This window comes from Mycobacterium sp. (assembly GCF_965229105.1).
Taxonomy (GTDB): Bacteria; Actinomycetota; Actinomycetes; order Mycobacteriales; family Mycobacteriaceae; genus Mycobacterium.
This window is the reverse complement of record NZ_OZ245858.1, coordinates 3693560-3718114: the sequence shown is the minus strand read 5'-3', so window position 1 is coordinate 3718114 and position 24555 is coordinate 3693560. Positions and strand designations below refer to the sequence as shown.

Sequence of the window (24555 nt, the reverse complement as noted above, 5' to 3'; positions counted from 1 at the left end):
CACTCACGTTCTACTGATGGCATGGTCTACCTCATCGCAGCGGCCGACGAAGAGCTGCACGCACCCGGTGCCGCGGCGCACTGGCAGGAGAGTTACTACTTCAACTGGGTCGACGTCGACACCGATGCGTTGGGCTTCGCCCGCTTGGGCTACCGGTTCGCCCAGCAGCGGGCTGACGCGGTGGTCGTCACCATGCGCGGCGGTCGGCGGGAGCTCGTCTACGGTGCGGTCAACCAGCCGATCGACGGTGACCCGCTCGCGTTGCGTTGCGCCGATGGACTGACGATCGGCCGACTGACCTTTCGCTGCGACGAACCGTTGCGGCGGTGGCGAATCACCTTGTCGGGACGCGACGATATCGACCTGACCTGGACGGCCCTTGCCCCGGCCTACGACTTCGGCCATAACGGCACCGAGGTGATCGCCCATCGACACTTCGAACATCCAGGTGCGGTGTCCGGTCGTTCCCGGATCCGCGGCAGGGAACGACCGATTGCCGGCTTCGGTACCCGCGACAAATCGTGGGGGCCCAGGGATTGGGCCAATATCTGCGGCTGGGATTGGATCTCGGCGCAGTTCGGGAACGACTTGGCCTTCACCGTGACGCAAACGACCACCGACGGCCAACTCGTCCAGTCGGGTTTCATCAGCCGCCGCGGGCACTCGCGCGCGGTCACCGGTTTCGATCTGCGGTACGTCTCCAGCGGAGAGCACAGCGCCCGCGATGCCGAGCTGTCCATCGTCGACGACGAGGGCGTGATGACCTACGTCAGTGCGCGAGGGACCAGTCAGGTTCCACTGTTCAAAAGCGGTCTGATGCTGCACGAGACGCACGCCCGATTCGTCGCGACCCTCCAGGACGGTTCACGCCTGTCCGGTGCCGGCGTCATCGAGCACACCTGGCACGCCGGGTCACGCGATCTGATAAAACGCCTACCAACTCTGCTTCCCGTGGTCAAAGACGCTGTGGTTTCGAGGTTCCGGTGATCATTGCATTGGCTCCCGATACCGACGCCCCCATCGAGACGATCGGCGGGAAGGGCCAAGGCCTGGTTCGGCTGCTCGCCGCGGGACTGCAGGTGCCGCAGGCATGGTGCATCCCAGCCCACACCTCGTTGGAGCCGTCGGCCCGCGAGGCCTGCCTCGACCAGGGGTTGTCGAACTGGTGGAAGGAGGTCGACGAGCTGCTCCCCAGCGTGCCGTGGGCGGTACGCAGCTCGGCCGTCGCCGAAGATCTCGCCGACGCGTCGTTCGCCGGTGTATACGAAACCGTCCTTGGTGTGGATTCATTGGCTGGCCTGCGTGACGCGGTCCGTGAGTGCTGGGCGTCCTACGACGATCAACGCGCCAAGACCTATCGGGAAGCTCACGGAAAATCGACATCCGTGGGCATAGCACTGATCCTGCAACGCATGATCACCCCCGACGTCGCAGGAGTGCTACTGACGGCAAACCCGTTGCGCCCGTTCGCTCCTGAGCTCGTCATCGACGCGGCGTGGGGACTCGGTGAAACCGTGGTATCGGGCCACGTCGATCCGGACAACTTCGTGCTCGACCGCTGCGACGGTAGCGTCCGCAGTCAGCGCCTGGGCGCCAAAGCAGTAGAAGCCGTTTGGGACGCTGAAGTCCATCACCGCGATGTCGGCGCCGAAAGGCGCAATGCGTTCTGTTTGACTGCAACGCAATTGCGCGCTCTACACGCAATGTCGGTGACCGTGGCCGATCGGATCGGTGCGCGCCGTGACCTCGAATGGGCCTTCGCGGACGGAGCGCTGTTCGCGCTTCAGGATCGACCGATCACCAACCTTCCCAGCGAGGACCCCGGCGACGTGTGGTCGCGGCGGTTCGGTGACGAGTACCTCTCCGATTGCACGTTGCCGCTGCCCGAAGATCTGATGGTGCCCTGGATTATCGAGATGAGCATGAAGGAGATGGCGGCCCTGCAGGGACGTCGCGATATGGCTGGAATGGCCCCGGTCCGCCTGCACCAGGGTTACGCCTACTTCAGCGGCGCATATTTCGCCGAAGGTTTACGGATGCTGCCGCCGTCAATGCGGTCCAATGGCGCCGACCAGTGGTTCCCGCCGCTGGTCCTGTCCCGGGTTCGAGACGCACACTGGGACCCCCGTCTGCTCCTCGGATTCGCGCTCGCTCCCTGGCGCGATCGCGGACGTAGTGGCCTCAAGCGCAATCTCATCGCGCTGCAAAACCATTGCACTGCCATCGAAGAGAACATCACGCCGAAACTGACCCAAGACTACTGCGCGCTCAGCGACGACGAATGGCGCCGACAGCTTGATCAGGTCAACGCTTTTGGTGAAGAACACTTCCGGATCGTCCGCTGGGGAATGACCATCTACAACAGCTTCCTGCATGCGCTGCTGGAGCGGCTACTGATCAGTTGGTGCGGTGATGAATCCGGCGAGCTCTATCACAACGTCATCAGCGGACTGGACGACACCAAGACCGCCACCATCAACACCGAGATCACCGACCTGGCCCACGTAGCGCTCACGGATCCCGCGTTCACCGCCATGATGCGGGATGGCGCGCCCTACCCGGATGTCCGCGCCCACACCACAGGCTCAGCATTCTGGGTGCGCTACGACGAGTTCCTGGCTCGCCACGGGCACCGATCCGACAGCCGCGATATCGGGCGCCCCCGCTGGCGAGAGCAACCGCACCTGATCCTCGAACTCGTTCGCGCGCAACTCCGCGTTACAGACGCCACAGCTACTGGCCCGCAGCCGAATTCGTCGCGTCACCGCCGTCAAGCAGCCGAGATCGCCGCGCTGGCCAATCTTGGCAGACGCCCGGCGAAGTGGGTGCGTAAACCGATCCTGACCCGCCTGATGGCCCTGGTTCAGGACTACACCCGGTATCGGGAAAACCAGCGTTACCACCTGGACTATCTACTCACCCATCTGCGATCGCTGGTCCTCGAACAGGCGGAGCGTCTCACCCGACGCGGCGTGCTGACCGACCCCGACGATGTTTTCCTGTTGCGCGGTGAGGAGTTCTTCGCACTGATTGCCGGCGGTTCCGGCAGCGCAAGTCTGGCAGGCACCCTCGCCGCCAGACGCGACGAGTTCGCCCGCAACGCCGGCCGGCTACCGGCGACGTATCTTTTCGACGACGTCGAAACCGAGGCGGACACCGGATCCTCAGACAATCACACCGATCTGCCCGAGGGCACGATCGTCGGAACGACGTTCTGCCATGGGCATGCCCGTGGCCCAGCCCGGGTCGTGCACACATTGTCAGACCTCGGGAAGGTCGAAGCCGGTGATATCTTGGTCGCCCCCAACATCGACCCAGGGTGGACCAGCGTCTTCCCGCTGCTGTCCGGGCTCGTCGTAGAGACCGGCGGCAAGCTGAGCCACGGCGCGATCCTGTCCCGCGAATACGGCATCCCCGCCATCGGCGGGATCACCGGTGCCACCACGACGATCGAAGACCGAGCCGAAGTCACCGTGGACGGCCGCACCGGCTCAGTGACCATCAACTAAAGGCGCTCAACTGCCCGACACGGCCACGACGACTTTATCCCCCTGACGCTGTGCCGCGGCACTGAAAGCCTTGGCCACCTCGACAAGTGGATACCGCTCGGTCACCAGCAGATCGAGATCGATACCGCCGGTGGCCAACTCGATCGCCCGCGGGTAGGTGTCCTTCATGCGGCGCACCATCGCAAATGTCAGGCCCTTGCGCCGAGCTGCGGCGGCCGGGAACGCCGAGGTGTCCTCCGAGGGGATGCCGGCCAGGGCCACCCGTCCCCCGGGCTTGATGGCCGCCACGGCGGTAGCGATTCCGGCGTCGGTTCCGGCCAGCTCGATGACAACATCGACGCCCCGTCCGTTGGTTACCTCGATCACCTCGTCAGCGCCCTGCTCAGGTGACCACACCGCATTTGCGCCACTGCGGAGCGCACTGGCCCGCCGATGTGCGAGTGGCTCGGTCACGAACACCCGCGATGCCCCGCTGCGGATGGCCACTTGAACCGCGAGCAGCCCGATCGGCCCCGCACCGACCACCAGCACGTCGGCACCCGGCTGTAGATGACTGACTCCGACCGCGTGAATGGCGACGCCCAGAGGTTCCAACATCGCGCCGGCGTCGTCGCTGAGTTCGTCAGGTAATGGGTGCAAGAGGTGATCCGGCCACACCAGGTACTGGGCAAGCGCCCCGTCCAACGTCCCGTGCCCGGCGAATTGCACGGTTGGGCAGAGATTGTGGTGACCGAGCCGACACATTTCGCACGTACCGCACGGTATGGCAGGGTCAACGGCCACCCGCCGGCCGGCGTGCGGACCGGTGACGGCCAGTGCGGCGAATTCGTGTCCCGGTACGACGGGGTGCTCGATGCGGTTCTCGCCGATCCCACCGTCGGTGAACCAGTGCAGGTCCGATCCGCAGATGCCCACCGAGGTGATGGCGAGCAGTGACCAGCCAGGGGGTGCTGCGCCAGGATCGGGTTCATCGGCAACCCGCAGGTCTCCTACTGCGTGCAGTCGTGCGGCGATCATCAGGTCGTCTCTCGATCAGAGTCCGGCGGCGACATGGTGGTACACGTCGTTCCATTTCAGTTCGTGCTGAAAACCGCGCACCGTGGTGGTCTCGTCGATGATGAGCAGTTCGGTATCGGTCATGGCGGCAAAGTCGTCGATCACCTCGGTACCCACGGCCGTGGTCATGACCGTATGGTGCGGGGCACCGGCCATCAGCCACGCTTCTGCCGAGGTCGACCACGACGGCAGCGGTTCCCACACCGCACATGCGACGGGCAGATTCGGCAGTTCCGCTGCCGGTTCCACCACACGAACCTCGTTGGCCACCAACCGGAATCGACTGCCCATATCGCAGATGCCGAGTATGACGGCGTCGGCGGGCGCGGCGGTGAAGCGCAACCGCACGGGATCGTCGCGGTCGCCGATGGACAGTGGATGCACCTCCAGGGTCGGGGTGTCGGCAGCGATGCTCGGGCAGACCTCGAGCATGTGCGCACCGAGAATCCGCTCGTGACCGGGCGTCAAGTCGTAGGTGTAGTCCTCCATGAACGAGGTGCCGCCGGGAAGCCCCTCGGCCATCACCTTCACGGTGCGCAACATCAGGGCGGTCTTCCAGTCGCCTTCGCCGCCAAACCCATACCCGTCGGCCATCAGCCTCTGCACGGCCAGGCCCGGTAATTGGCGCAGGCCGCCGAGGTCTTCGAAGTTGGTGGTGAAAGCGTGAAATCCACCGTCGGTCAGGAACTTCCGCAGACCGAGTTCGATCTGGGCACCGTGCCGCAAAGACGAATGGCGGTCACCGCCAGGAAGCAGTTGCGGATCGACGCGGTAGGTGTGCTCGTACTCCCTGACCAACTTGTCGATATCGGCCGGGCGCACCCGTTCGACGACCTCGACCAGATCATTGACGCCGTAGGCATCGATCGATGCACCGAAATGTGCCTCTGCCTCGACCTTGTCACCCTCGGTGACCGCCACACCGCGCATATTGTCGCCAAACCGCGCGACCTTGAGTGTCGACAACTCTGCGGTGCCCAACGCCGCGCGCACCCAGGACCCGATCCGCGTGCGGGTGTGCGGGTCGCTGACGTGCCCGGCGATCGTCTTACGTGACGTGGACAGCCGCGTCTGGATATAGCCGAATTCGCGGTCGCCATGCGCTGCTTGGTTGAGGTTCATGAAGTCCATGTCGATACTGTGCCAAGGCAATTCGACACCGAACTGGGTGTGCAGATGCAGCAGGGGCTTGCGTAAGGTTTTGAGTCCGCGAATCCACATCTTCGCCGGTGAGAACGTATGCATCCACGCGATGACACCGATGCACTCCTCGGATGTGTTCGCCTCACTGAGCACCCGAGCGATCTGGTCGGCATCGGTGACCACGGGCATCCAACGCACCTCGACCGGGATTTCGCTGCTGCCGTCGAGTCTTTCGGCGATCTGACGGGACTGATCGGCGACCTGATCCAGAATGTCGGGCCCATACATCGATTGGCTGCCGGTGATCAACCACACCTGGCTGGTGACGAGTCGGGACGCGATCATCGCTGAGTCTCCTGAAGAATGTCGGGGTGCTGGCCCGTCTGGCCATACACGTTCTGGTAGCGGTCGAATAAGGCGGTCACGTCGGCCGCGTCGATAGACGGCGGGGAGCCGAGCTGCCGGCTGATGTGCACAGTCCGGGCCACATCCTCGACCATGACTGCGGCCTTGACGGCGTCACGGGCGGTCTTGCCGATGGTGAACGGACCGTGGTTGCGCATCAGCACCGCTGGAGATCGACTGTCCCGCAACACCTCGACGATGCCACGACCGATGGAGTCGTCACCGATGAGCGCGAACGGCCCCACCGGGACGTCACCCCCGAACTCGTCGGCGATCATCGTCAGCACGCACGGGATCGGCTCGCCACGGGCGGCCCATGCCGTGGCGTAGGTGGAATGGGTATGCACCACCCCACCCACCTCAGGCATGTGCCGGTACACGTAGGCGTGCGCGGCGGTATCCGATGACGGAGCCAGCGCCCCATCCACCAAGTTGCCGTGCAGATCGCAGACCACCATGTCTTGGGCGGTCAACGACGCGTATTCGGCTCCCGAAGGCTTGATCACCATCAGGTCGCGGTCGGGAACCCGGGCCGAGACGTTGCCCGCCGTCCAGATCACCAGCTCATACTGGGTGAGCACAGCGTGCAGATCGCATACCTGTTGGCGCAGTTGCGCAACAACGTGGTCGATATCGGATGTGATCGTCATTGCATGGCTCCAACTGGTTCGGGTGCTCCGATACGCCGCAGCCGGCGCATCATGTCGTTGCCGCGGCCGAACCAGTCGTAGGCCGCGACGTACTCGCGGTACAGCCGGTCATACGCGGCGACGTTATGGGCGATGGGCAGATACGCGTGGTGGGTTCGGACGCCCATGTGTTCGGCGGCAGCGCGGACATCGCTGAAGGCCCCGGCGGCGACAGCCGCGTGAATCGCCGAACCCAATGCGGGGGCCTGGGTCGACGGCACGGTGGACAGTGGCAACCCCACCGCGTCGGCGTAGATCTGCATCAGCAGTTCGTTTTTCAGCAGCCCCCCGGCCACCACCAACTCCTCCACTGCGACACCGCTGTTGATGAATGTCTCCACGATCATCCGGGTACCGAACGCCGTGGCCTCCAACAGTGCTCGATACATGTCCACACAGGTGGTCTGCAGTGTCTGTCCGATCATCACGCCGGAGAGTTCGTGGTCGACCAGCACGGATCGGTTTCCGCTGTGCCAGTCCAACGCCACCAGGCCATGCTGGCCGACCTCTTGGGTGCTTGCCAGTTCGGTGAGGTACGCATGCAGTGAAATACCGCGCCGGCGGGCTTCGACGTGATAATTCTCAGGCACGCAGTTCTCGACGAACCAACCGAAGATGTCACCGACACCGGATTGCCCAGCCTCGTAGCCCCAGCTGCCCGCTGAGATTCCACCGTCGACCACGCCGCACATGCCCGGAACCTCCCGCAGCACATCGGAGTTCATCACGTGACAGGTCGAGGTACCCATGATCGCCACCAGATGTCCCGGCTCCAGCGCATCCGCCGCGGCCACCGTCACATGCGCGTCGACATTGCCGACTGCGACGGCGATCCCTTCCGGTAGGCCGGTCCATTGGGCCGCCTGCGCGCTCAGCGAACCGGCCCGGTCGCCGAGCTGTCCGATCGGGCCGGCCAACTTATCGGTGACGAAGCCGGCGAATCCCTGACGCACCTCGTCGAGGAAGTCCTTCGACGGGTAGCCGCCGTCCTGCCGGATACCCTTGTACCCCGCACTGCACGCGTTGCGGACATAGGTACCGCACAGTTGCCACACGATCCAGTCCGCCGCCTCGACAAACAGATCCATCGCCTGATAGACCTGCGGATCCTCGTCGAATATCTCCAAACCCTTCGCGAATTCCCACTCGCTCGAGATCAGCCCCCCGTAGCGCGGCAACCATGGTTCATCCCGCTGGGCGGCAACCGCATTGATGCGATCGGCCTGCGGTTGAGGGGAATGGTGGCGCCACAGCTTGCAATACGCGTGCGGGCGATCACCGAAACCGTCGAGTTGGGCGAGCGGGGTTCCATCGCTGCGCACCGGCACCATGGTGCAGGCGGTGAAGTCGGTACCGATTCCGATGATGTCACCCGCGTCGACTCCGGACTTCGCGACCGCCTCGGGAACCGCGGTGCGCAGCACGTTCAGATAGTCCTCGGGAATCTGCAGAGCCCACTGCGAGGGCAGCCGAATGGAGCTGCCCGGCAACGTATCGGTGACGACGCCGTGCTCGTAGGCATGTTCGGCGCTGGCGAGCTGATGTCCGTCGCTGACCCGCACCACCAGCGCCCGTCCGGACAGAGTGCCGAAATCGACACCAACCGTGTACTTTTCGGCACTCATCGGGTCTCCTCGCAGGTTGCCGTGCTCTGGCGGATGATCAGTTCTGGGGATAGCAGCGGAACGCTGATCGGCAAGCCGTCCAACGTCGCGATCACCAGTTCGATCGCGCGTTGGCCGACGGCCTTGAAGTCCTGACGGATCGTCGTCAGGGCGGGATTGAGATAGCCGGCTTCGGGGATATCGTCGAATCCGACGACGCTCACATCGTCGGGAACCCGTATCCCGTTCTGCGCGAGCGCATGCAGCACGCCGATCGCCATCTGGTCATTGGCCACGAACACCGCCGTCGCCTCGCCGCGCCGCGCCAACTCGCACCCGATCGCGTAGCCGCAGGCCGGTGTCCAATCCCCCACCAGCGACTCCCGGGGCTCCAGGCCGGCAGCGCGCATCGCGTCCTCGTAGCCGATCCGCCGGCCTTTGGCCTCGGTCCACGTCAGCGGCCCCGCAATATGGTCGATGACCCGGTGGCCGAGATCGATCAGGTGCTGGGTGGCTTGGCGCGCACCGGCAATCTGGTCGACGCCGACACTGAGTCCACGTCCGGTCAGGTCACCTTCGACGACGATGAGCGGCAGCCCGGCATCAGCCGAATGCGCCACCGCCAGCGCCTCTTCCTGCGCTGCGATCATCACGACGGCTTCCACCGATTGTCTGCCGAGATGATCGAGGGCGTCGCTGAGCGCCGCCCGGGTCACGTCGGCCAGCGGCACCATGCTGGAAAAGTAACCAGCGGTGCGGGCTGCTTCTTCCACGGAACGCTGAATGCTCGACGGCCCGTACAGCGCGCTGTTGGTGCCGACGATCCCGATGATTCCGGACCGTCGGGTCACCAAGGCACGTGCCGCAGTGTTCGGTCGGTATCCGAGTTCGGCGATCGCCTCCTCGACCCGCGCCTTGGTGGCGGGGCGAATGCTGGAGGAGCCGTTGATCACTCGTGACACCGTCTGGTGGCTCACTCCTGCCAGACGCGCGACATCGGCCATCACCGGCTTCGGGGTACCGGATTGGCTGGGCTGAACGGTCATCCTGGCTTCCTCACCACTACACGCTGAACGAGAACGAAGACCAGTAGCAGAACGCCGGTCATGATGCGGGTCCAGTACGAGTCGAGGTTGGCGGCTGTGACAAATGTCTGGATGGTACCGAGCACCAACACGCCGATCACCGATCCGAGCACGAAACCCACACCGCCAGAGAGCAGTACGCCGCCGATGACTGCAGCCGCGATGGCATCGAGTTCCAGCCCGATGCCGTTGAGGCTGTAACCGGACAGTTTCTGCACGGCGAGCAGGAGACCGGCCAGTGCTGCGCAGAGCCCGCTGATCGCATACACCGATACCCGCGCCCGTGCGGCGCCCAGCCCCATCAACTGTGCTGACTGCCGGTTACCTCCGACGGCGTACACGGTCCGGCCAAATCGGGTCAGGTGCAGAACATATGCGGCAACCACCGCGACAACGATCGCGACCACCACGGTCCAGCGAATGAACTTGTCCTCGTAGAGATAGACATAGTTGAGCCCGAATGCGCGCAGAGTGGGATCCTTGATGGGCAAGGAGTCGACACTGAGCACGTAGCACATCCCACGGGCCAGGAACATTCCAGCGAGGGTGACGATGAACGGCTGGACGTCGAAGTACTCGATGACCAAACCCATCAGCAGCCCTAGCAATGGTCCGATCGCCAGCACGACGCCGACGGCCACCGGCATCGGCCAACCTGCCCGCAGGGTGGTGGCCAGGATCACCGTGGACAGTGCGACCACCGCACCAACACTGAGATCGATACCGCCGGTGATGATGACGAAGGTCATGCCGACCGCCAGCACGATCAGGTAGGCGTTGTCGACCAGCAGATTGAGAAAGACCTGGGTGGGGCTGGCGAAATCGTAGCGAGCGACGACGCCGACGAACATCACGATGAACAACACCAGCGAGGCCAGCGGTGACAGATAGCGACCGCGGGCGCGCCGAAGCAGCTCAGTGCTGACGGTGCGCGGTCGGGTTGCGGCTTGGATGCTCACAGGCTGCTCACTTTCGTCGCTAAGGACTCGGTGATCGGAACCGACGGTAGGCCAGCAGAATTCAGCATCGCCGGTGCCGCGCCCGTGCCCGTTGGAGTACGCCGCGACCGGCGCCGAGACACCAGTGCCCGGAACTTGGGTGCCTGCAACAGGCAGACCGCGATCACCACCAGCGCCTTGAACACCAGGGTCGTCTCCGGGGTGATACCGGCGGTGTAGACGGTGGTGGTCAGGGTTTGGATGATCAAAGCGCCGAGGATGGTTCCGGTCAGGCTGAACCGCCCACCCAGAAGCGAGGTGCCACCGATCACCACAGCCAGGATCGCATCCATCTCGATCCACAGCCCGGCGTTGTTGGCGTCGGCCGCGGAGATATTCGAGGCGATCATCAGGCCGGCAACACCGGCGCACAGTGCGCAGAAGACATACACCGCAAACACTATGGAGCGGTGACGGACGCCGGCCAACCTGCTCGCCTCCGGGTTGATACCGACCGATTCGAGCAGCATGCCCAGCGCGGTGCGCCGGGTCAGCAGGCCCACCAGGGCGAAAACCGTGAGGCTGACCAGGATCGCCACCGGTAACCCGAACGCGTAGCCGGCGCCGAGGATCTTAAATGGTGCGCTGGTCACCGTCACGATTTGGCCGTCGGTGATCAGCAGTGCGATACCGCGACCGGCTGTCATCAGCACCAGCGTCGCGATGATCGGCTGCACGCCGAACACCGAGACCAGCATTCCGTTCCACAGCCCCAGCGCAACGGCGACGCCAAGGGCGATCCCCATGGCTGTCAGGACGGTGCCGGTGCCTGCTGGATCGGCAGATGCTGCGATGTGGGCACAGGCCAGGGCGCCGCTGATGGCGACCACTGATCCCACCGACAGATCGATACCGCGGGAGGCAATCACCAACGTCATGCCGAGGGCGATCAGCATGGTGGGCGCGCCGTTGCGCAGGATATCGATCAGGCTGCCGAAGAGGTGGCCATCCTGCATCCTGATGCTCAGAAAGCTCGGTGTCAGAACAAGATTGACGAGCAATAGGGCGATCAGCGCCAGCGCGGGCCACAGCAGCGGGGAGGCCAGCAGTTTGTTCCTCATGGCGCGCTCCCCCCGGCGATCAGCGCAGTCAGTGCCGGTACGGTGCACCCCGTACCGACCTGTTCGATGCACTTCCCGTCCCGCAGCACCACGATGTGGTCACTGATCCGCGCGACCTCCTCAAGCTCTGCGGAGATGAACACCACCGCCATCCCGTCCGCCGCCAGGTCGGTGACGAGTTTCTGAATCTGCGCTTTTGCCCCCACGTCGATACCCCTGGTGGGCTCGTCGAGGATGAACAGCTGCGGCGATGTGATCAGCCATCGCGCCAGCAGGACCTTCTGCTGATTGCCGCCGCTGAGATTTTTGACCAGCGCGCCGGGATCCCGGGGCCGGATGTCGAGGGCCTCAAGATAGCGGGTCACCAGATCGTCCTTGGTCTTCTTGGCCAGCGGGCGGGCGAACCCGCGGCGAGCCTGCAGCGCCAACACCAGGTTGTCGCGGACCGAGAGCTCGCCGATGATGCCTTCGCCCTTGCGGTCCTCCGAGGAGAAGGCGAAACCCTTGGCGATCGCGGCGCGCGGCGAACGGAGCGTGACAGCCTTGCCGTTGATCAACATCCGGCCGCTGGTCGCACGGTCGGCCCCAAAGAGTAGCCGGGCCAACTCCGTTCGGCCCGAGCCCAACAGCCCGGCCAGGCCGATCACGTTCCCGCGGCGGATATCGAGGTCCAGCGGAAACACACCCGGTGCGCGACCAATCTGCTGGGCACTGAGCACGACCTCTTCGGTATCGGAGCTGCCACTGGCCGCGACGGTTTCCCCGATGTCCTCCAAGAGGTCGAGCTCATGTCCGAGCATTGCTGCGACCAACGCCACCTTGTCCAGTTCAGCTGTCGGATACTCCCCGACCAGCCGTCCGTTGCGCAGCACTGTCATTCGGTCGGAGATGTCATAGACCTGGTCAAGAAAGTGCGAAACGAACAGAATGGCCACGCCACCGTCGCGTAGTCGGCGCATCACCCGGAACAGTTCGGCAACCTCGTCCGCGTCCAGACTCGATGTCGGCTCATCGAGTATCAGCACGCGTGCCGAGACCGCTGTCGCCCGGGCGATGGCGACCAACTGCTGCAGGGCGATCGGGTGGGCACCCAACGTCGAGCTGGGATCGATAGTCAGATCGAGCTCGCCGAGTAGCTCCTGGGCGCGGCGGTTCATCGCACGGTAGTCGATCCGCCCGAACCGACGCGGCTCACGGCCGAGCAGAATGTTCTCTGCCACCGTCAGATTCGGGCAGAGGTTGACCTCTTGGTAGACCGTGCTGATGCCCGCGTCCTGTGCCTGACGCGGGCTGGTGAACCGCCGATCAGTGCCGTCGATCGTGATACTGCCCGACGCAATGTCGTAGACACCGGTGAGCGCCTTGATCAACGTCGACTTCCCGGCACCGTTCTCGCCCATCAGTGCGTGGATCTCGCCCGGCAGCAGCCGGAAGTCGACGCCGTCGAGCGCCTTCACACCCGGAAACTCGACGCTGACATCCTGCAACTGAACTACCGGTGCCGCAACAGTTTTCGCGGTGGGTTCCCGCGGCGGTTCCACGATCGACGCTGTCATCAGTACTTGCGGTCCGGCAACGCGGCGGCAGCCTGCTGCTGGTCGAAAGCCTCGTCCGGCGTGACCACGCGGGCCGGGACCGGATCACCGGCGACGACCTTCTTGGCCAGGTCCATCAGTTGCGGCCCGAGCAGCGGGTTGCACTCGACGATGTAGTTGAACTTGCCGTCGGCCAGCGCCTGCATACCGTCGTGAGTCGCATCGACGGCGACGATCTTGATGTCCTGTCCCGGTTTCAGGCCAGCAGCTTCAATGGCTTCCATGGCACCCAGGCCCATATCGTCATTCTGCGAGAACACCAAGTCGATCTTCGGGTTTGCCTTCAGGAAGGCCTCCATCACCTGTTTGCCGCCGGAGCGGGTGAAGTCGCCGCTCTGCGAAGCGATGACCTTCAGGTTCGGATTCACGGAGATCGCCTTGGCGAAGCCAGAACTGCGATCGATAGCCGGGTCGGCACCGGTCGTGCCCTCCAGCTGGACGATATTGACCGGCCCGGTAGCTGATGCGTACTGCTGGGCCACCCAGTCGCCTGCGCGCTGGCCCTCTTGGACGAAGTCCGCACCGAGGAAGGTCTTGTAGACGTCGGTCTCCTGGGTGTCCACCGCGCGGTCGGTGAGAATGACCGGGATGCCGGCGTTCTTCGCCTCAAGGAGCACCGCGTCCCAGCCGGTCCGCACGACCGGACTGAATGCGATCACGTCAACGCGCTGTTGCACGAACGAACGGATCGCTGAGATCTGATTCTCCTGCTCGCCGTTGGCGTCGGAGAACTTCAGGTCGATACCCGCCGCCTTGGCCGCTTCCTGAATGGATTTCGTGTTCGCCGTCCGCCATCCACTCTCGGCGCCGACCTGCGAGAAGCCCATGGTGATCTGGCCATCCTTGCCGCCCGAGTCCGAGCCGCCGCCCGGTGCCGGTCCACTCCCGCAGCCGGCCAACAGGGCCACCGACGCCAAGGCCGCAGCCGCTGCACGAATTTTCTTCACGATAACTCCTCCAGTGTCGCTGTTTGCCGAGGTCAGCCCCCCGATCACGGGAATATCGGCTGGTCGCCCAAGGATGGTCGTTGAATGTGACCGGCATTACACAGCTCGGATGTTAACGCTCACATTCTGCGGTTGTCAACGCGTTGTTAGCGTTCACATTGCTTGACGTTGGCACTTGACAAAGCCGTGAGCCGCGTCACAAACTCGAGAATGTTAGCGCTCACATATCCCCGTGGATCGCCTCGCTTGCGTCCGCGTTCATGGCAGAACTTCGTCCGGAGGATTTCATGCGTAAGAGCTTTGCTCGTGTCGTCGGCTCCCTTGCCGTGGTGGCCGCACTGGCCAGCGCTGGTTGTGGCCGATCGACAACCACGGAGGCCACCAGCGGCGGTGGTGGTGGCGGTGAACGCACCGGCACAGTCGGTATCGCGATGCCCACCAAGTCGTCCGAACGCTGGGTCGCCGACGGAAACAACATGGCCGAGCAGTTCCAAAAGCTCGGGTACCAGACCGACCTGCAGTACGGCGACGACGTCGTTCAGAACCAGGTGTCTCAGATCGAGAACATGATCACCAAGGGCGTCAAAGCGTTGGTGATCGCCCCGATCGACAGCTCATCGCTGACCGATATTCTGCAGCGCGCGGCGGACGCGAAGATCCCCGTCGTCAGCTACGACCGACTGATCCGCGGCACCGCCAATGTCGACTACTACGCAACCTTCGACAACTTCAAAGTCGGTGTGTTGCAGGCGACGTACATCACCGACCACCTCGGTCTCGCAGAAGGCAAGGGCCCCTTCAATATCGAGCTCTTCGCCGGATCGCCCGACGACAACAACGCAACGTTCTTCTTCAACGGCGCCATGAGCGTCCTGCAGCCCTATATCGACAGCGGCAAACTCGTCGTCAAGAGCGGTCAGACCTCGTTCGATCAGGTGGCGACGCTGCGCTGGGACGGCGGACTCGCGCAGTCGCGGATGGACAACCTGCTGAGCAAGGCCTACACCAGCGGTCGGGTGGACGCGGTGCTCTCCCCCTACGACGGTATGTCCCTGGGGATCATCTCGGCATTGAAGAGCGCCGGCTACGGAACACCGGCCAACCCGCTCCCGATCGTTACCGGCCAAGATGCGGAACTGGCATCGGTGAAGTCGATCATCGCGGGCGAGCAGACCCAGACCGTGTTCAAGGACACCCGCGAACTGGCCAAAGCTGCTGTGCAGATGGCCGATTCACTTCTCACCGGCGGTAAGCCCGAGGTCAACGACACCACCACGTACGACAACGGGGTGAAGGTGGTTCCGGCATTCCTCCTCAATCCCGTCAGCGTCGACAAGACCAACTACCAGAAGGTTCTGGTCGACTCCGGGTACTACACCGCGGCACAGCTCGCGTGACCGAAACGGCGGCCGGCTCGTTGCTCGAGATGCGCGACATCACGAAGCGATTCGGCAACGTCACGGCACTCAAGGACGTCAACCTCACGGTGCGCCGTGGCGAGATCCATGCCATCTGCGGTGAGAACGGCGCCGGTAAGTCGACGCTGATGAAGGTGCTCAGCGGTATCTATCCGCACGGCAGTTACCAAGGCGACATCGTGTTCGACGGGGAGGCTGTCGAATTCAAGGACATCCGCTCCAGCGAGCGCCGCGGTATCGGCATCATCCATCAGGAACTCGCACTGGTGCCCGTGTTGTCCATTGCCGAGAACATCTTTCTCGGCAATGAGCACGCGTCGGCAGGGATCATCAGCTGGCACGAAACCACGACCCACGCGCAGCAATTGCTCGACCGGGTCGGCCTGCGTGAGAGTCCCCAGACCCGGATCTCCGATATCGGAGTCGGCAAGCAGCAGCTCGTCGAGATCGCCAAGGCGCTGTCGAAGAAGGTGAAACTGCTGATTCTCGATGAGCCGACAGCGGCGCTGAACGACGAGGACAGCAGGCACCTTCTCGACCTCATCGTCGAACTCGCCGGCCAGGGTCTGACTTGTATCATCATCTCCCACAAGCTCAATGAGGTGATGCGGGTCGCCGACACCATCACGATCCTGCGCGACGGGCAGACCATCGAAACCAAGGTGATCGAGCCAGGACTGACCGAGGAACACATCATCCGCGGCATGGTGGGGCGCGATATGGTCGACCGCTTTCCCCCACGATCGGACCATCCCATCGGCGAGGTCACCTTCGCGATCGAGGACTGGACCGTGTTCCATCCGCTCGATCAGCAGCGCAAGGTCGTCGACGGGGTGTCCATCAGCGTGCGACGCGGTGAGGTCGTGGGGCTCGCAGGGCTGATGGGCGCCGGCCGCACCGAACTCGCGATGAGCGTCTTCGGACGCAGCTACGGCAAGAAGGGTGGCGGCGCGGTCTTCAAAGACGGCAAAGAGATTCGGACCCGGACCGTGTCTGAGGCAATCGGGCACGGTATCGCCTACGCCACCGAGGACCGCAAACACTACGGGCTCAACCTGATGGACGATATCGCGCGAAGCGTGACGCTGGCGTCGCTGCCGAAGGTCAGCAAGGCAACGATCATCAACGAGCATGAAGAGACCATCGTCGCCGAGCGGTTCCGCAAGGATATGCAGATCAAGGCACCGTCGGTGAAGGCCACGACGGGCAATCTGTCGGGGGGCAACCAGCAGAAGGTGGTGCTCAGCAAGTGGATCTTTGCCGATCCCGATGTGCTGATCCTCGACGAGCCGACCCGCGGTATTGACGTGGGCGCCAAGTATGAGATTTACACAATTATCAATTCGCTTGCCGCTGCGGGGAAGTCTGTGATCGTCATATCGTCGGAGCTTCCCGAGCTGATCGGTCTATGCGACCGCATCTACACCCTCAACGAGGGCCGACTCACCGGTGAGGTGGCCCGTGCGGACGCCGCCCAGGAGACGTTGATGCACTACATGATGAAGGGACCGGCCACATGACCATCAGTCCAGCGGTGGACGCGGCTTCGCCCGCGCCCGCTCCCCCACCACCAGAGGGCGCAGTCGACCGGCTGAAGACCCTGCTGCGAGGCAACTTTCGGCAGTACGGCATGGTGGTGGCCCTGGCGCTAATCGTCATCCTGTTCCAGATCTGGACGAGTGGGATTCTGCTCAAACCCCTCAACGTCACCAATATCGTTCAACAGAACGGTTACATCCTGATCTTGGCGATCGGGATGGTGATCGTGATCATCTCCGGGCATATCGATCTGTCAGTGGGCTCCATTGCCGGGTTCGTCGGCGCCATGTCAGCCGTCTTGATGATCCGCCACGATATGCCGTGGCCGGTCGCGGTGGCACTGTGCCTGTTGCTGGGTGCGTTGATCGGCGCATGGCAGGGATTCTGGATCGCCTATGTCGGCATTCCGTCCTTCATCGTGACCCTCGCCGGCATGTTGGTCTTCCGCGGCGCGACACAGTATCTGCTGGAAGGGCAGTCCATCGCCCCCTTTCCCCGTAGCTTCAGCCAGGTCAGCAGCGGATTCCTGCCCGAGGTAGGCGGTAACAGTCTTTACCACTGGCCAACGGTCATCCTCGGGTTGATCGTGATGGCCGCTGCGGTTTGGCAGCAGGTGCGTCAGCGAAACACGCAGAAGCGGTACGATTTTGACGTCTTGCCGGCCGGCTGGTTCATCCTCAAATGCGCGGCGATCGTCGCGGCATTAGCCGCTTTCACTCTTCTGCTCGCCAGCTACCGGGGCGTCCCCGTGGTCGGGATCATTCTTGCCGTCGCCTTCGTTCTCTACGCGTTTGTCATGCGCAGCACGGTCTTCGGCCGGCAGGTGTACGCGGTAGGAGGCAACGTGGCCGCCGCGCGGCTCTCCGGAGTGAAAACCAAGCGCGTCACCTTCTTGGTGTTCGTCAACATGGGCCTGCTCTCGGCGTTGGCCGGCCTGCTGTTCGCGGCGCGACTCAATTCGGCGACCCCACAAGCGGGTATCGGAATGGAGTTGGAGGCGATCGCCGCCGCGTTCATCGGTGGAGCCTCCGCCAACGGCGGCGTCGGAACGGTGTTCGGCGCCATCATCGGTGGCTTCGTTCTGGGTGTGCTGAACAACGGGATGTCGCTGATCGGCATCGGCAGCGACGTCCAGCAGGTGATCAAGGGGCTGGTGCTGCTGGCCGCGGTCGGCTTCGACGTCTACAACAAGAAGAAGGGGGGGTCCTGACGCGATGGATCGGTTCGACCGCGAGATCCTCGAGTACGTCCGCAGCTGGACGCCCTACGGGGGCCCGCCAAGCGACGAGGTTCTCGCGGAGTTCGGTCTGACGCTGAGCCAGCTTGCTGATCGGGTCGACCTCATCATCAGAGAAGAAAACGCCCGTCGCGATCAAGAATTTCGACAACCCTGGCTGCGGGTGCAGACCCCCAGCCAGCGGCCAGCCGCCGCTGACGCCCGGATCCGCCGATGACGGGACGATGATGGGGCCCACACCATTACGGTGGTCGTTGGCCGACGCACGTGAACTGCTCTTCTTCTCATTGCCGGGACATGTTCCTGCGCCGAGCGTGGACCGTCGACCGTTGCCAGCCCGTGCTGATGATCAAACACAGCTGCGCTTTGACCGCCAGACCGGCGAGTGGGTGATCATCGCCGCGCTGCGCCAGGACCGCACCTACAAGCCGACGTCCGCACAATGTCCGTTGTGCCCGGACCCAGCCGGGTTGTCCAGCGAGGTACCGGCACCCGAATACGACGTGGTGGTGTTCGAGAACCGCTTCCCCAGCCTGGTCGACAACGGCGAAAGCTCAGCGTATTCCGACCCGAGCGACGGTTTCGTGTCCGCCCCCGGGCAGGGCCGTTGTGAGGTCATTGCGTTCTCCAGCGACCACACCGGCTGCTTCGCCGACCTCGACGAGGCGCACGCACGCCTGGTGGTGGACGCGTGGGGGCACCGCACTGCCGAGCTGATGGCCCGAGAAGATATCGAGCAGGTGTTTTGCTTTGAGAACCGGGGTGAGGAGATCGGTGTGACCCTGACCCACCCGCACGGGCAGATCTACGGCTACCCGTACCTGACCCCGCGCACGACGGCGATGCTGCGGGAAGCGCACGCACATCGAATGCGCTACGGCACCAATCTTTTTGCCAGCATCCTCGCTGACGAGGTCGATCACGGTGCCCGGATCGTCGCGCAGAACGACGCCTTTACCGCCTTTGTGCCCTTCGCCTCGAGGTGGCCGGTAGAGGTGCACATCTATCCGAACAGGTTCGTGCACAACCTGACCGAGCTCGACGACACCGAACTCGACGACTTCGCGCAGATCTATCTCGATATCGTGCGTAGGTTCGACAAGATGTACGCGACGCCGCTGCCGTACATGTCGGCGCTGCATCAATACACCGACGATGACAGGCAACGCGAGGGGTACTTTCACGTCGAACTGATCTCGATACGGCGCAGCGCCACCAAGCTGAAGTATCTGGCCAGTTCGGAATCCGCGATGGGGGCGTTCATCAACGACACCACACCTGAGGCCGTCGCCACCCAGTTACGGGGACTGGCATGATGGCCGCCACCGGTCAGACCGTCGCATACCGCGCCCCGGGTCGGATCAACCTCATCGGCGAACACACCGACTACAACCTCGGCTACGCATTGCCCATCGCGCTACCCGAGAACACCGAGGTGTCCTACCAGATCACCGACAGTGCCTCGCTCGTGGTGCGCAGCGACCGGGAGTCGACACCGGTTCGCCTGCCGCTGGACACGGTTCGTGGCGAGGTCACCGGCTGGGCGGCGTACGTCGCCGGTGTGGTCTGGGCGCTGCAGCGCGCGGGTTACCGCGTTCCCGGAGGCACCATGGCCATCAGCGGCGGTGTCGAGACAGGCTCGGGCCTGGCATCGTCGGCAGCGTTGGAGTGCGCGACGCTGGGCGCCATACTTACCGCCACCGATCAGACGATGGACCGGGTCGAGCAGGCGCGGATCGCGCAGAGTGCGGAGAACGAGTACGTCGGTGCGCCAACCGGCCTGCTGGATCAACTGTCGATTCTGTTCGCCGAACGTGCGCGGGCGCAGTTGATCGACTTCCGTGATCTCACCGTCCGTTCGGTACCGTTCGACCCCGACGCCGGTGGCTTCGCACTCCTGCTGATCAATTCACATGCAGCACACCAGCATGCCGGCGGCGAGTACGCCGCCCGGCGTGCGTCATGTGAGCGGGCCGCCGCCGCACTCGGCGTGTCTTCGCTGCGCGAGGTACAGGGTCAGGGACCGCAGGTGTTAGGGGCTGTCCACCAACCTGATGACGCTCGCCGCGCCCGACACATCATCACCGAGAACCAACGTGTTCTCGATACTGTCGAGGCGCTGACTGCGTCGGATTTCGCCGAAGTCGGCCGACTCCTGAATGCCTCACAGGCCTCGATGCGCGACGACTTCGAGATCACCACCACCCACATTGATCTGATCGCCGATACCGCGGTGCGGGCGGGTGCATTGGGGGCGCGGATGACTGGCGGCGGTTTCGGCGGGTGTGTGATCGCCCTGGTGCCTACCGTCCGGGTAGCCGCGTTCGCCGAAGCCGTCCGCGCGTCGGTGGCAATCGCAGGTTACCGCGAGCCAACCATCACCCACACCCGTGCCGGCCACGGCGCTGGCGGTTAACCGCGTGAGTGGTGTTCTTGGGGCGCAATATGAGCTTGCCCTGCGCGCCGACGGGCGCTGGGTGCGCGGGGTGATCACCCAGGTGGGTGCCGCACTGCGACAGCTTTCCATCGGGGATGTCGAGCTCACCACCGGTTTCGACGATCGCTACCCGCCGCCATTCAGCTGCGGCACCGTACTGGTGCCGTGGCCCAACCGGGTGCGCGATGGCCGGTGGGTTCACCACGGACGCACCCTCGACCTCGATATCACCGACCACAGTCATCACAGCGCACTACACGGACTGCTGCGGGATACGCCGTATGCGCGTGTTGAGCACTCGGCCTCCTCGATCACCCTGCGCGCACCGATCTCCCACCAGCGCGGCTATCCCTTCGATCTCGACACCGCCGTCACCTACCGGCTGGTGGCCGACGGGCTGGTGACGACGCACACGGTGCGCAATATCGGATCGGACTGCGCCCCAGTGGCTATCGGAGCACACCCGTTCCTGTCGATCGGTGACGTGCCCACCGAAACCCTGACGCTGACGGTCAATGGCCGCCACCATATCGACGTCGACGACCGGCTCATACCCAGCGGTGTCACCGCGGTGGACGGAACACCATGGGATCTACGCTCTGGACGTGTGATCGCCGATCTTGAGCTCGACGAAGCGTGGTCCGGGCTGACCCGCACCGCAGACGGCGGCAGCATCCACACCCTACGTGCTCCCGACGGTCGGACCGTATCACTATGGGCCGATCACACTTTCAGCTACATCCACGTCTTCATCACGCGCATCTTCCCGCGCAACGACAGCGTCGTGACCGCCGTCGCACTCGAACCGATGACCGCACCAGCCGACGCACTCAACAGTGGCGTCGGCCTGCACTGGCTGGCGCCCGGCGACACCTTGTCAGCGTCGTGGGCCATCCGCTACGACGACCGTGGCCGATAGATCACGCGGTGCTTTCTTCGACCGGAATGTCATATCGTTCGACGTAAGCCGAGAATCGCTCACGCAGATCGCCGGCCCGCAGCCCGAAATCCTCCAGTCGGTATCCGTGAGTCCCGAATTGACCCTTGGGATTAGCCTCGATGCATGCCGCGACGGCATCGCGTGCCTCATCGTCGAGTTCGCGATCGCAGGCGCAGTAGATGGTCTCCACGGTGCGCAACGGGTTGCTGACCAGGTCGGCGTAGCGCACATCAATGATGTTGTGGTCGGGGTGAGCGCGCCGGAACGCTTCAACCCGGTCGACGGATTCGGCCAGCATCTGGGTCCAGCGTCCGGCGATGTAGGCGCCATGATCAGCGTCGCTGAAGGTACCCGTCAGCGTGGAGATCAGGCTGCACGCTGACGCGCACAGCACCGTCGGGTCGCGATGCAGCAAAATCAGGTGCGCATCCGGATACTCGGCGGTCAAGGCGTCCAACGCCAACGCATGATTGGGACTTTTCAACGTCCATTCGCCACGGCGGCCACCACTCTGGAGAACCTGGAGCACCGTGCGGTGATAGGCGTACGCCGAGCGGTAGTCGGCTTTGGTCAGCCAGTCGCTGTAGGACGGCACGTTAGCCATCGCCTCCCAGGTGAGGCTCTTGAAATCCTGGCCAAGCAAGGTGATGCACTCGGTGGGGCCATTCGCGTCCTCGTGGTGGACGATCTTCATCCGCGGGTTGAGCGATTCGAGCATATCGATGGCCACGGTCGCAGCATCGACGCGTGGGCCGCTGCGGTAAGTCTGCGATGACGGCGGTGGAACACTGTCCCCCGCTTCCCACCGCAACAGTGCACGGTTACCGAGGTCCTGGTCGAGCAGTTGACTCAGGAACGTCGTACCTGCCCGGAACATGCCGATGACGACGATCGGAGCCTCGATGCGCTCCGCCACGACAGCGGGATGCTGGCGAATCCAATCGTGGACCCGCAGACGATTCACCAGGCCACCGATCATGTTCTGTTGCAACGCGAACTGACCGAGCTCACTGAGCTGTGCCTCGTCGTTGGCCGATGCGCACAGGACAGTGAGGCCTTCGAGGAAATCGTCGGGGCCGAAGTCGTCGCTTCCTGCCTGTTGGACCGCAGCGGACATCACCTCGTCGACAGCCAGCCCGGTCATCGACCCGCCCCCACGGTCACGACGGTTCGCCCCTGCGTTCGACGCTGCTCGTGGTCCTCCAGCGCGCCGGCGACCTCGTCCATCGTGATACGCCGGCCGATCACCGGGCGGATCTTGTCGGCGGCCACTAGGTCAACCAGCGCGGTGTGGACCTCGGGACCGACCTCCGCGGGAAACATGTTGAGGCCGAATCTGCGGAATTCGACGGGAAGTTCGCCGTAGCCCAGGATCACGCCGAGAACCGAGAAATTTCCCATCGAGACCTTGCGCAGTGGTCGGCCCGTCAGACCTGACTGGGGATCGTCGTTGAAACCGACTGGCAGATAGCGTCCTTCGCGTGCCATGCACGTCCAGATCGTCTCGGTCTGCTCACCACCGACGAGGTCTACGGCGACATCGGCGCCTCGTCCGTCGGTGTGCGCGTTCACCTCGTCGAAGATGTCCGCACCGGTGTAGTCGATCGCGGTCGCCCCCAGTTCCTCACAGAGACGGACTTTTTCGGCACCTCCGGCCAAGGCGATGACCTTGGCGCCCGCTGCGACGCCGAGTTGAATGACCGCCGTTCCGACGGCGCTGGCTCCGCCCACGACCAGCAGGGTCTCACCAGGGATGAGTTTCGCACGTCGGTGAAGTGCGAGGTATCCGATGTGAAACGGCAGCAGAAAGGCCGCAGCGGCAGCGTCATCGAGGGTAGGTGGCGCCTCGAAGGTACCCGTCAGCGGTGCGATCGCGCGCTCGGCCAGCCCGCCCAACGATTGCTTTGTCATCGCCACGACCCGACGCCCGAGCCACTCGTGCGCCCCTTCGCCGACCTGGTCGATGACACCGCAGACATCCATGCCCAGGGTGAAGGGGATCTGGCCCATCACACTGGCCACCGTGCCGCGACATCGGGCGATGTCGCCGAAGTTGAGCGACGCCGCAGAGACGGCGATCCGCACCTCGCCGGGGCCCGCCTCGGGAGTCGGAATATCTTGAATTTCAAGCGCTTCCGCTGGATCGCTGTGCCGCGTGACTCGAACAGCCTTCAAGACCGACCTCCTGCCGATGCGCGCACCGATGCGCGCAGGTCGACAGTAATAAGCAGGGGTGCTTATGTCAACGGTGTGTCGGGGCTCCCATGGCGGCCGCCGCCATCGTCACAAGATTGGTCACGAACGGCTCGTGCTCGAATTGCGCGCGGCCGGGACGACCTCGGCGTTCCAGCACCCTGGCCCGGTCGGCGATGGCCCGCAAGATGAACATCACCATCAGTGAGAATCGTTCGGTACGAAGGGCATCGGTGAGAAATGGGGTGCGGTCGATGAGAGTCGCGAAGACGTCGTTTCCTCCGGTCCGCGCCAGCACCTGCTGCAGTTCCGGGCTGTACTGCTCGCTGTCTTCCCGGGTCAGTTCAGCGATCACCAGAAGGCAACAACGCCCTCGCCAGTCATTCTCGGCCAGCTCGGCGGCGGGGCGGACGAGCGCTTCGATAACAGGTTCGAGGTCATCGACGGAGTCGCGCAACGCGATCCCGAGGAGTTCACCTTCTCGGCGGGCCAGGAACGACGCGTGGCGGTCGATGATGGCGCAGAGGATGCCGTCGCGCGATCCGAAGTGGTAGCGCAGTGCTGCGCGATTACGCTGGCCGGCCTGGCGGGTGATGTCAATCAGGGACGCGTTGAAAACGCCGTCGCGTGCGAAAGCCCGAGCCGCGGTGTCAAGCAACGCAGCTCTGGTCTTCGACGCATCCGGTGGCACCCGTCCAA

Annotated in this window: 21 protein-coding genes; 9 read left to right on the top strand and 12 right to left on the bottom strand. The window is 63.9% G+C overall.

Translation table 11 applies throughout. From position 1 onward, the window contains the following. Positions 1–21 precede the first annotated feature (21 nt). Both ADBZ9O_RS17385 and ADBZ9O_RS17380 read left to right on the top strand, forming a co-directional pair. On the top strand, positions 22–987 hold the full coding sequence (locus tag ADBZ9O_RS17385; RefSeq protein WP_526523959.1) for a DUF7064 domain-containing protein: 966 nt from the start codon (positions 22–24) through the stop codon (positions 985–987). Then, positions 984–3509 carry a PEP/pyruvate-binding domain-containing protein gene (locus ADBZ9O_RS17380; protein WP_526523957.1) on the top strand — a complete coding sequence of 842 codons (2526 nt, stop codon included), beginning with the start codon at positions 984–986 and terminating at the stop codon, positions 3507–3509. Before ADBZ9O_RS17385 ends, ADBZ9O_RS17380 begins: the two co-directional genes overlap by 4 nt. Before the next feature lie 6 nt (positions 3510–3515). On the opposite strand, the gene ADBZ9O_RS17375 is transcribed toward ADBZ9O_RS17380, so the two are convergent. From ADBZ9O_RS17375 to ADBZ9O_RS17335, 9 genes are read right to left on the bottom strand one after another with little or no spacing between them, the layout of a single operon-like run. Then, positions 3516–4526, bottom strand: a complete 1011-nt coding sequence (locus tag ADBZ9O_RS17375; RefSeq protein WP_526523955.1) for a zinc-dependent alcohol dehydrogenase — start codon at positions 4524–4526, stop codon at positions 3516–3518. Positions 4527–4541: 15 nt separating this feature from the next. Beyond that, the gene (araA, locus tag ADBZ9O_RS17370; protein ID WP_526523953.1) at positions 4542–6053 is read right to left on the bottom strand and encodes an L-arabinose isomerase; all 1512 of its coding nucleotides are present in this window, start codon (positions 6051–6053) and stop codon (positions 4542–4544) included. Next, positions 6050–6763, bottom strand: coding sequence for a class II aldolase/adducin family protein (locus ADBZ9O_RS17365; RefSeq protein ID WP_526523951.1), 714 nt, complete (start codon positions 6761–6763; stop codon positions 6050–6052). The genes araA and ADBZ9O_RS17365 overlap by 4 nt, the downstream gene beginning before the upstream one ends. Beyond that, a complete protein-coding gene (gene araB, locus ADBZ9O_RS17360) occupies positions 6760–8427 on the bottom strand; it encodes a ribulokinase (protein WP_526523949.1) in 1668 nt (555 codons plus the stop codon). Before araB ends, ADBZ9O_RS17365 begins: the two co-directional genes overlap by 4 nt. Then, a complete protein-coding gene (locus ADBZ9O_RS17355; RefSeq protein WP_526523947.1) occupies positions 8424–9452 on the bottom strand; it encodes a LacI family DNA-binding transcriptional regulator in 1029 nt (342 codons plus the stop codon). Before ADBZ9O_RS17355 ends, araB begins: the two co-directional genes overlap by 4 nt. Then, complete coding sequence (locus ADBZ9O_RS17350; RefSeq protein WP_526523945.1) at positions 9449–10450, bottom strand: ABC transporter permease; 1002 nt, start codon at positions 10448–10450, stop codon at positions 9449–9451. Before ADBZ9O_RS17350 ends, ADBZ9O_RS17355 begins: the two co-directional genes overlap by 4 nt. Beyond that, the gene (locus ADBZ9O_RS17345) at positions 10447–11550 is read right to left on the bottom strand and encodes an ABC transporter permease (protein WP_526523943.1); all 1104 of its coding nucleotides are present in this window, start codon (positions 11548–11550) and stop codon (positions 10447–10449) included. Before ADBZ9O_RS17345 ends, ADBZ9O_RS17350 begins: the two co-directional genes overlap by 4 nt. Then, positions 11547–13106, bottom strand: coding sequence for a sugar ABC transporter ATP-binding protein (locus ADBZ9O_RS17340; protein WP_526523941.1), 1560 nt, complete (start codon positions 13104–13106; stop codon positions 11547–11549). The genes ADBZ9O_RS17345 and ADBZ9O_RS17340 overlap by 4 nt, the downstream gene beginning before the upstream one ends. Continuing rightward, complete coding sequence (locus tag ADBZ9O_RS17335) at positions 13106–14092, bottom strand: ABC transporter substrate-binding protein (protein WP_526523939.1); 987 nt, start codon at positions 14090–14092, stop codon at positions 13106–13108. The genes ADBZ9O_RS17340 and ADBZ9O_RS17335 overlap by 1 nt, the downstream gene beginning before the upstream one ends. A gap of 287 nt (positions 14093–14379) precedes the next feature. On the opposite strand from ADBZ9O_RS17335, the gene chvE reads away from it, so the two are divergent. From chvE to ADBZ9O_RS17300, 7 genes are read left to right on the top strand one after another with little or no spacing between them, the layout of a single operon-like run. After that, complete coding sequence (gene chvE, locus ADBZ9O_RS17330; RefSeq protein WP_526523937.1) at positions 14380–15489, top strand: multiple monosaccharide ABC transporter substrate-binding protein; 1110 nt, start codon at positions 14380–14382, stop codon at positions 15487–15489. A 29-nt stretch (positions 15490–15518) separates the two neighbouring features. Next, a complete protein-coding gene (gene mmsA, locus ADBZ9O_RS17325; RefSeq protein WP_526533242.1) occupies positions 15519–17030 on the top strand; it encodes a multiple monosaccharide ABC transporter ATP-binding protein in 1512 nt (503 codons plus the stop codon). Continuing rightward, positions 17027–18259 (top strand): multiple monosaccharide ABC transporter permease, encoded by a 1233-nt coding sequence (gene mmsB, locus ADBZ9O_RS17320; protein WP_526523935.1) that lies wholly within the window; start codon positions 17027–17029, stop codon positions 18257–18259. Before mmsA ends, mmsB begins: the two co-directional genes overlap by 4 nt. A 4-nt stretch (positions 18260–18263) precedes the next feature. Further along, on the top strand, positions 18264–18503 hold the full coding sequence (locus ADBZ9O_RS17315; protein ID WP_526523934.1) for a hypothetical protein: 240 nt from the start codon (positions 18264–18266) through the stop codon (positions 18501–18503). Between the two features lie 7 nt (positions 18504–18510). Next, positions 18511–19602, top strand: coding sequence for a galactose-1-phosphate uridylyltransferase (gene galT / locus ADBZ9O_RS17310; RefSeq protein ID WP_526523932.1), 1092 nt, complete (start codon positions 18511–18513; stop codon positions 19600–19602). Further along, positions 19599–20702 carry a galactokinase gene (locus ADBZ9O_RS17305; protein WP_526523930.1) on the top strand — a complete coding sequence of 368 codons (1104 nt, stop codon included), beginning with the start codon at positions 19599–19601 and terminating at the stop codon, positions 20700–20702. Before galT ends, ADBZ9O_RS17305 begins: the two co-directional genes overlap by 4 nt. A gap of 4 nt (positions 20703–20706) precedes the next feature. Next, the gene (locus ADBZ9O_RS17300) at positions 20707–21642 is read left to right on the top strand and encodes an aldose 1-epimerase family protein (RefSeq protein ID WP_526523928.1); all 936 of its coding nucleotides are present in this window, start codon (positions 20707–20709) and stop codon (positions 21640–21642) included. Position 21643: 1 nt separating this feature from the next. Here ADBZ9O_RS17300 and ADBZ9O_RS17295 read toward each other — a convergent pair whose 3' ends face one another. The 3 genes from ADBZ9O_RS17295 to ADBZ9O_RS17285 form a co-directional block, all read right to left on the bottom strand. After that, the gene (locus ADBZ9O_RS17295; RefSeq protein ID WP_526523926.1) at positions 21644–22807 is read right to left on the bottom strand and encodes a sulfotransferase; all 1164 of its coding nucleotides are present in this window, start codon (positions 22805–22807) and stop codon (positions 21644–21646) included. Then, positions 22804–23838, bottom strand: a complete 1035-nt coding sequence (locus tag ADBZ9O_RS17290; RefSeq protein WP_526523924.1) for a zinc-binding dehydrogenase — start codon at positions 23836–23838, stop codon at positions 22804–22806. Before ADBZ9O_RS17290 ends, ADBZ9O_RS17295 begins: the two co-directional genes overlap by 4 nt. Before the next feature lie 67 nt (positions 23839–23905). Continuing rightward, positions 23906–24547: a TetR/AcrR family transcriptional regulator gene (locus ADBZ9O_RS17285; RefSeq protein WP_526523922.1), complete on the bottom strand. Its 642-nt coding sequence runs from the start codon at positions 24545–24547 to the stop codon at positions 23906–23908. Positions 24548–24555: the final 8 nt, after the last annotated feature.

Bases quoted from the DNA above. Each gene is read 5' to 3' on its own strand.
- ADBZ9O_RS17375 (WP_526523955.1), bottom strand. From the start codon at position 4,526: ATGATCGCCGCACGACTGCACGCAGTAGGAGACCTGCGGGTTGCCGAT.
- ADBZ9O_RS17355 (WP_526523947.1), bottom strand. From the start codon at position 9,452: ATGACCGTTCAGCCCAGCCAATCCGGTACCCCGAAGCCGGTGATGGCC.
- araB (WP_526523949.1), bottom strand. From the start codon at position 8,427: ATGAGTGCCGAAAAGTACACGGTTGGTGTCGATTTCGGCACTCTGTCC.
- ADBZ9O_RS17315 (WP_526523934.1), top strand. From the start codon at position 18,264: ATGGATCGGTTCGACCGCGAGATCCTCGAGTACGTCCGCAGCTGGACG.
- ADBZ9O_RS17295 (WP_526523926.1), bottom strand. From the start codon at position 22,807: ATGACCGGGCTGGCTGTCGACGAGGTGATGTCCGCTGCGGTCCAACAG.
- araA (WP_526523953.1), bottom strand. From the start codon at position 6,053: ATGATCGCGTCCCGACTCGTCACCAGCCAGGTGTGGTTGATCACCGGC.
- mmsB (WP_526523935.1), top strand. From the start codon at position 17,027: ATGACCATCAGTCCAGCGGTGGACGCGGCTTCGCCCGCGCCCGCTCCC.
- chvE (WP_526523937.1), top strand. From the start codon at position 14,380: ATGCGTAAGAGCTTTGCTCGTGTCGTCGGCTCCCTTGCCGTGGTGGCC.
- ADBZ9O_RS17385 (WP_526523959.1), top strand. From the start codon at position 22: ATGGTCTACCTCATCGCAGCGGCCGACGAAGAGCTGCACGCACCCGGT.
- galT (WP_526523932.1), top strand. From the start codon at position 18,511: ATGATGGGGCCCACACCATTACGGTGGTCGTTGGCCGACGCACGTGAA.
- mmsA (WP_526533242.1), top strand. From the start codon at position 15,519: ATGCGCGACATCACGAAGCGATTCGGCAACGTCACGGCACTCAAGGAC.
- ADBZ9O_RS17305 (WP_526523930.1), top strand. From the start codon at position 19,599: ATGATGGCCGCCACCGGTCAGACCGTCGCATACCGCGCCCCGGGTCGG.
- ADBZ9O_RS17365 (WP_526523951.1), bottom strand. From the start codon at position 6,763: ATGACGATCACATCCGATATCGACCACGTTGTTGCGCAACTGCGCCAA.
- ADBZ9O_RS17345 (WP_526523943.1), bottom strand. From the start codon at position 11,550: ATGAGGAACAAACTGCTGGCCTCCCCGCTGCTGTGGCCCGCGCTGGCG.
- ADBZ9O_RS17340 (WP_526523941.1), bottom strand. From the start codon at position 13,106: ATGACAGCGTCGATCGTGGAACCGCCGCGGGAACCCACCGCGAAAACT.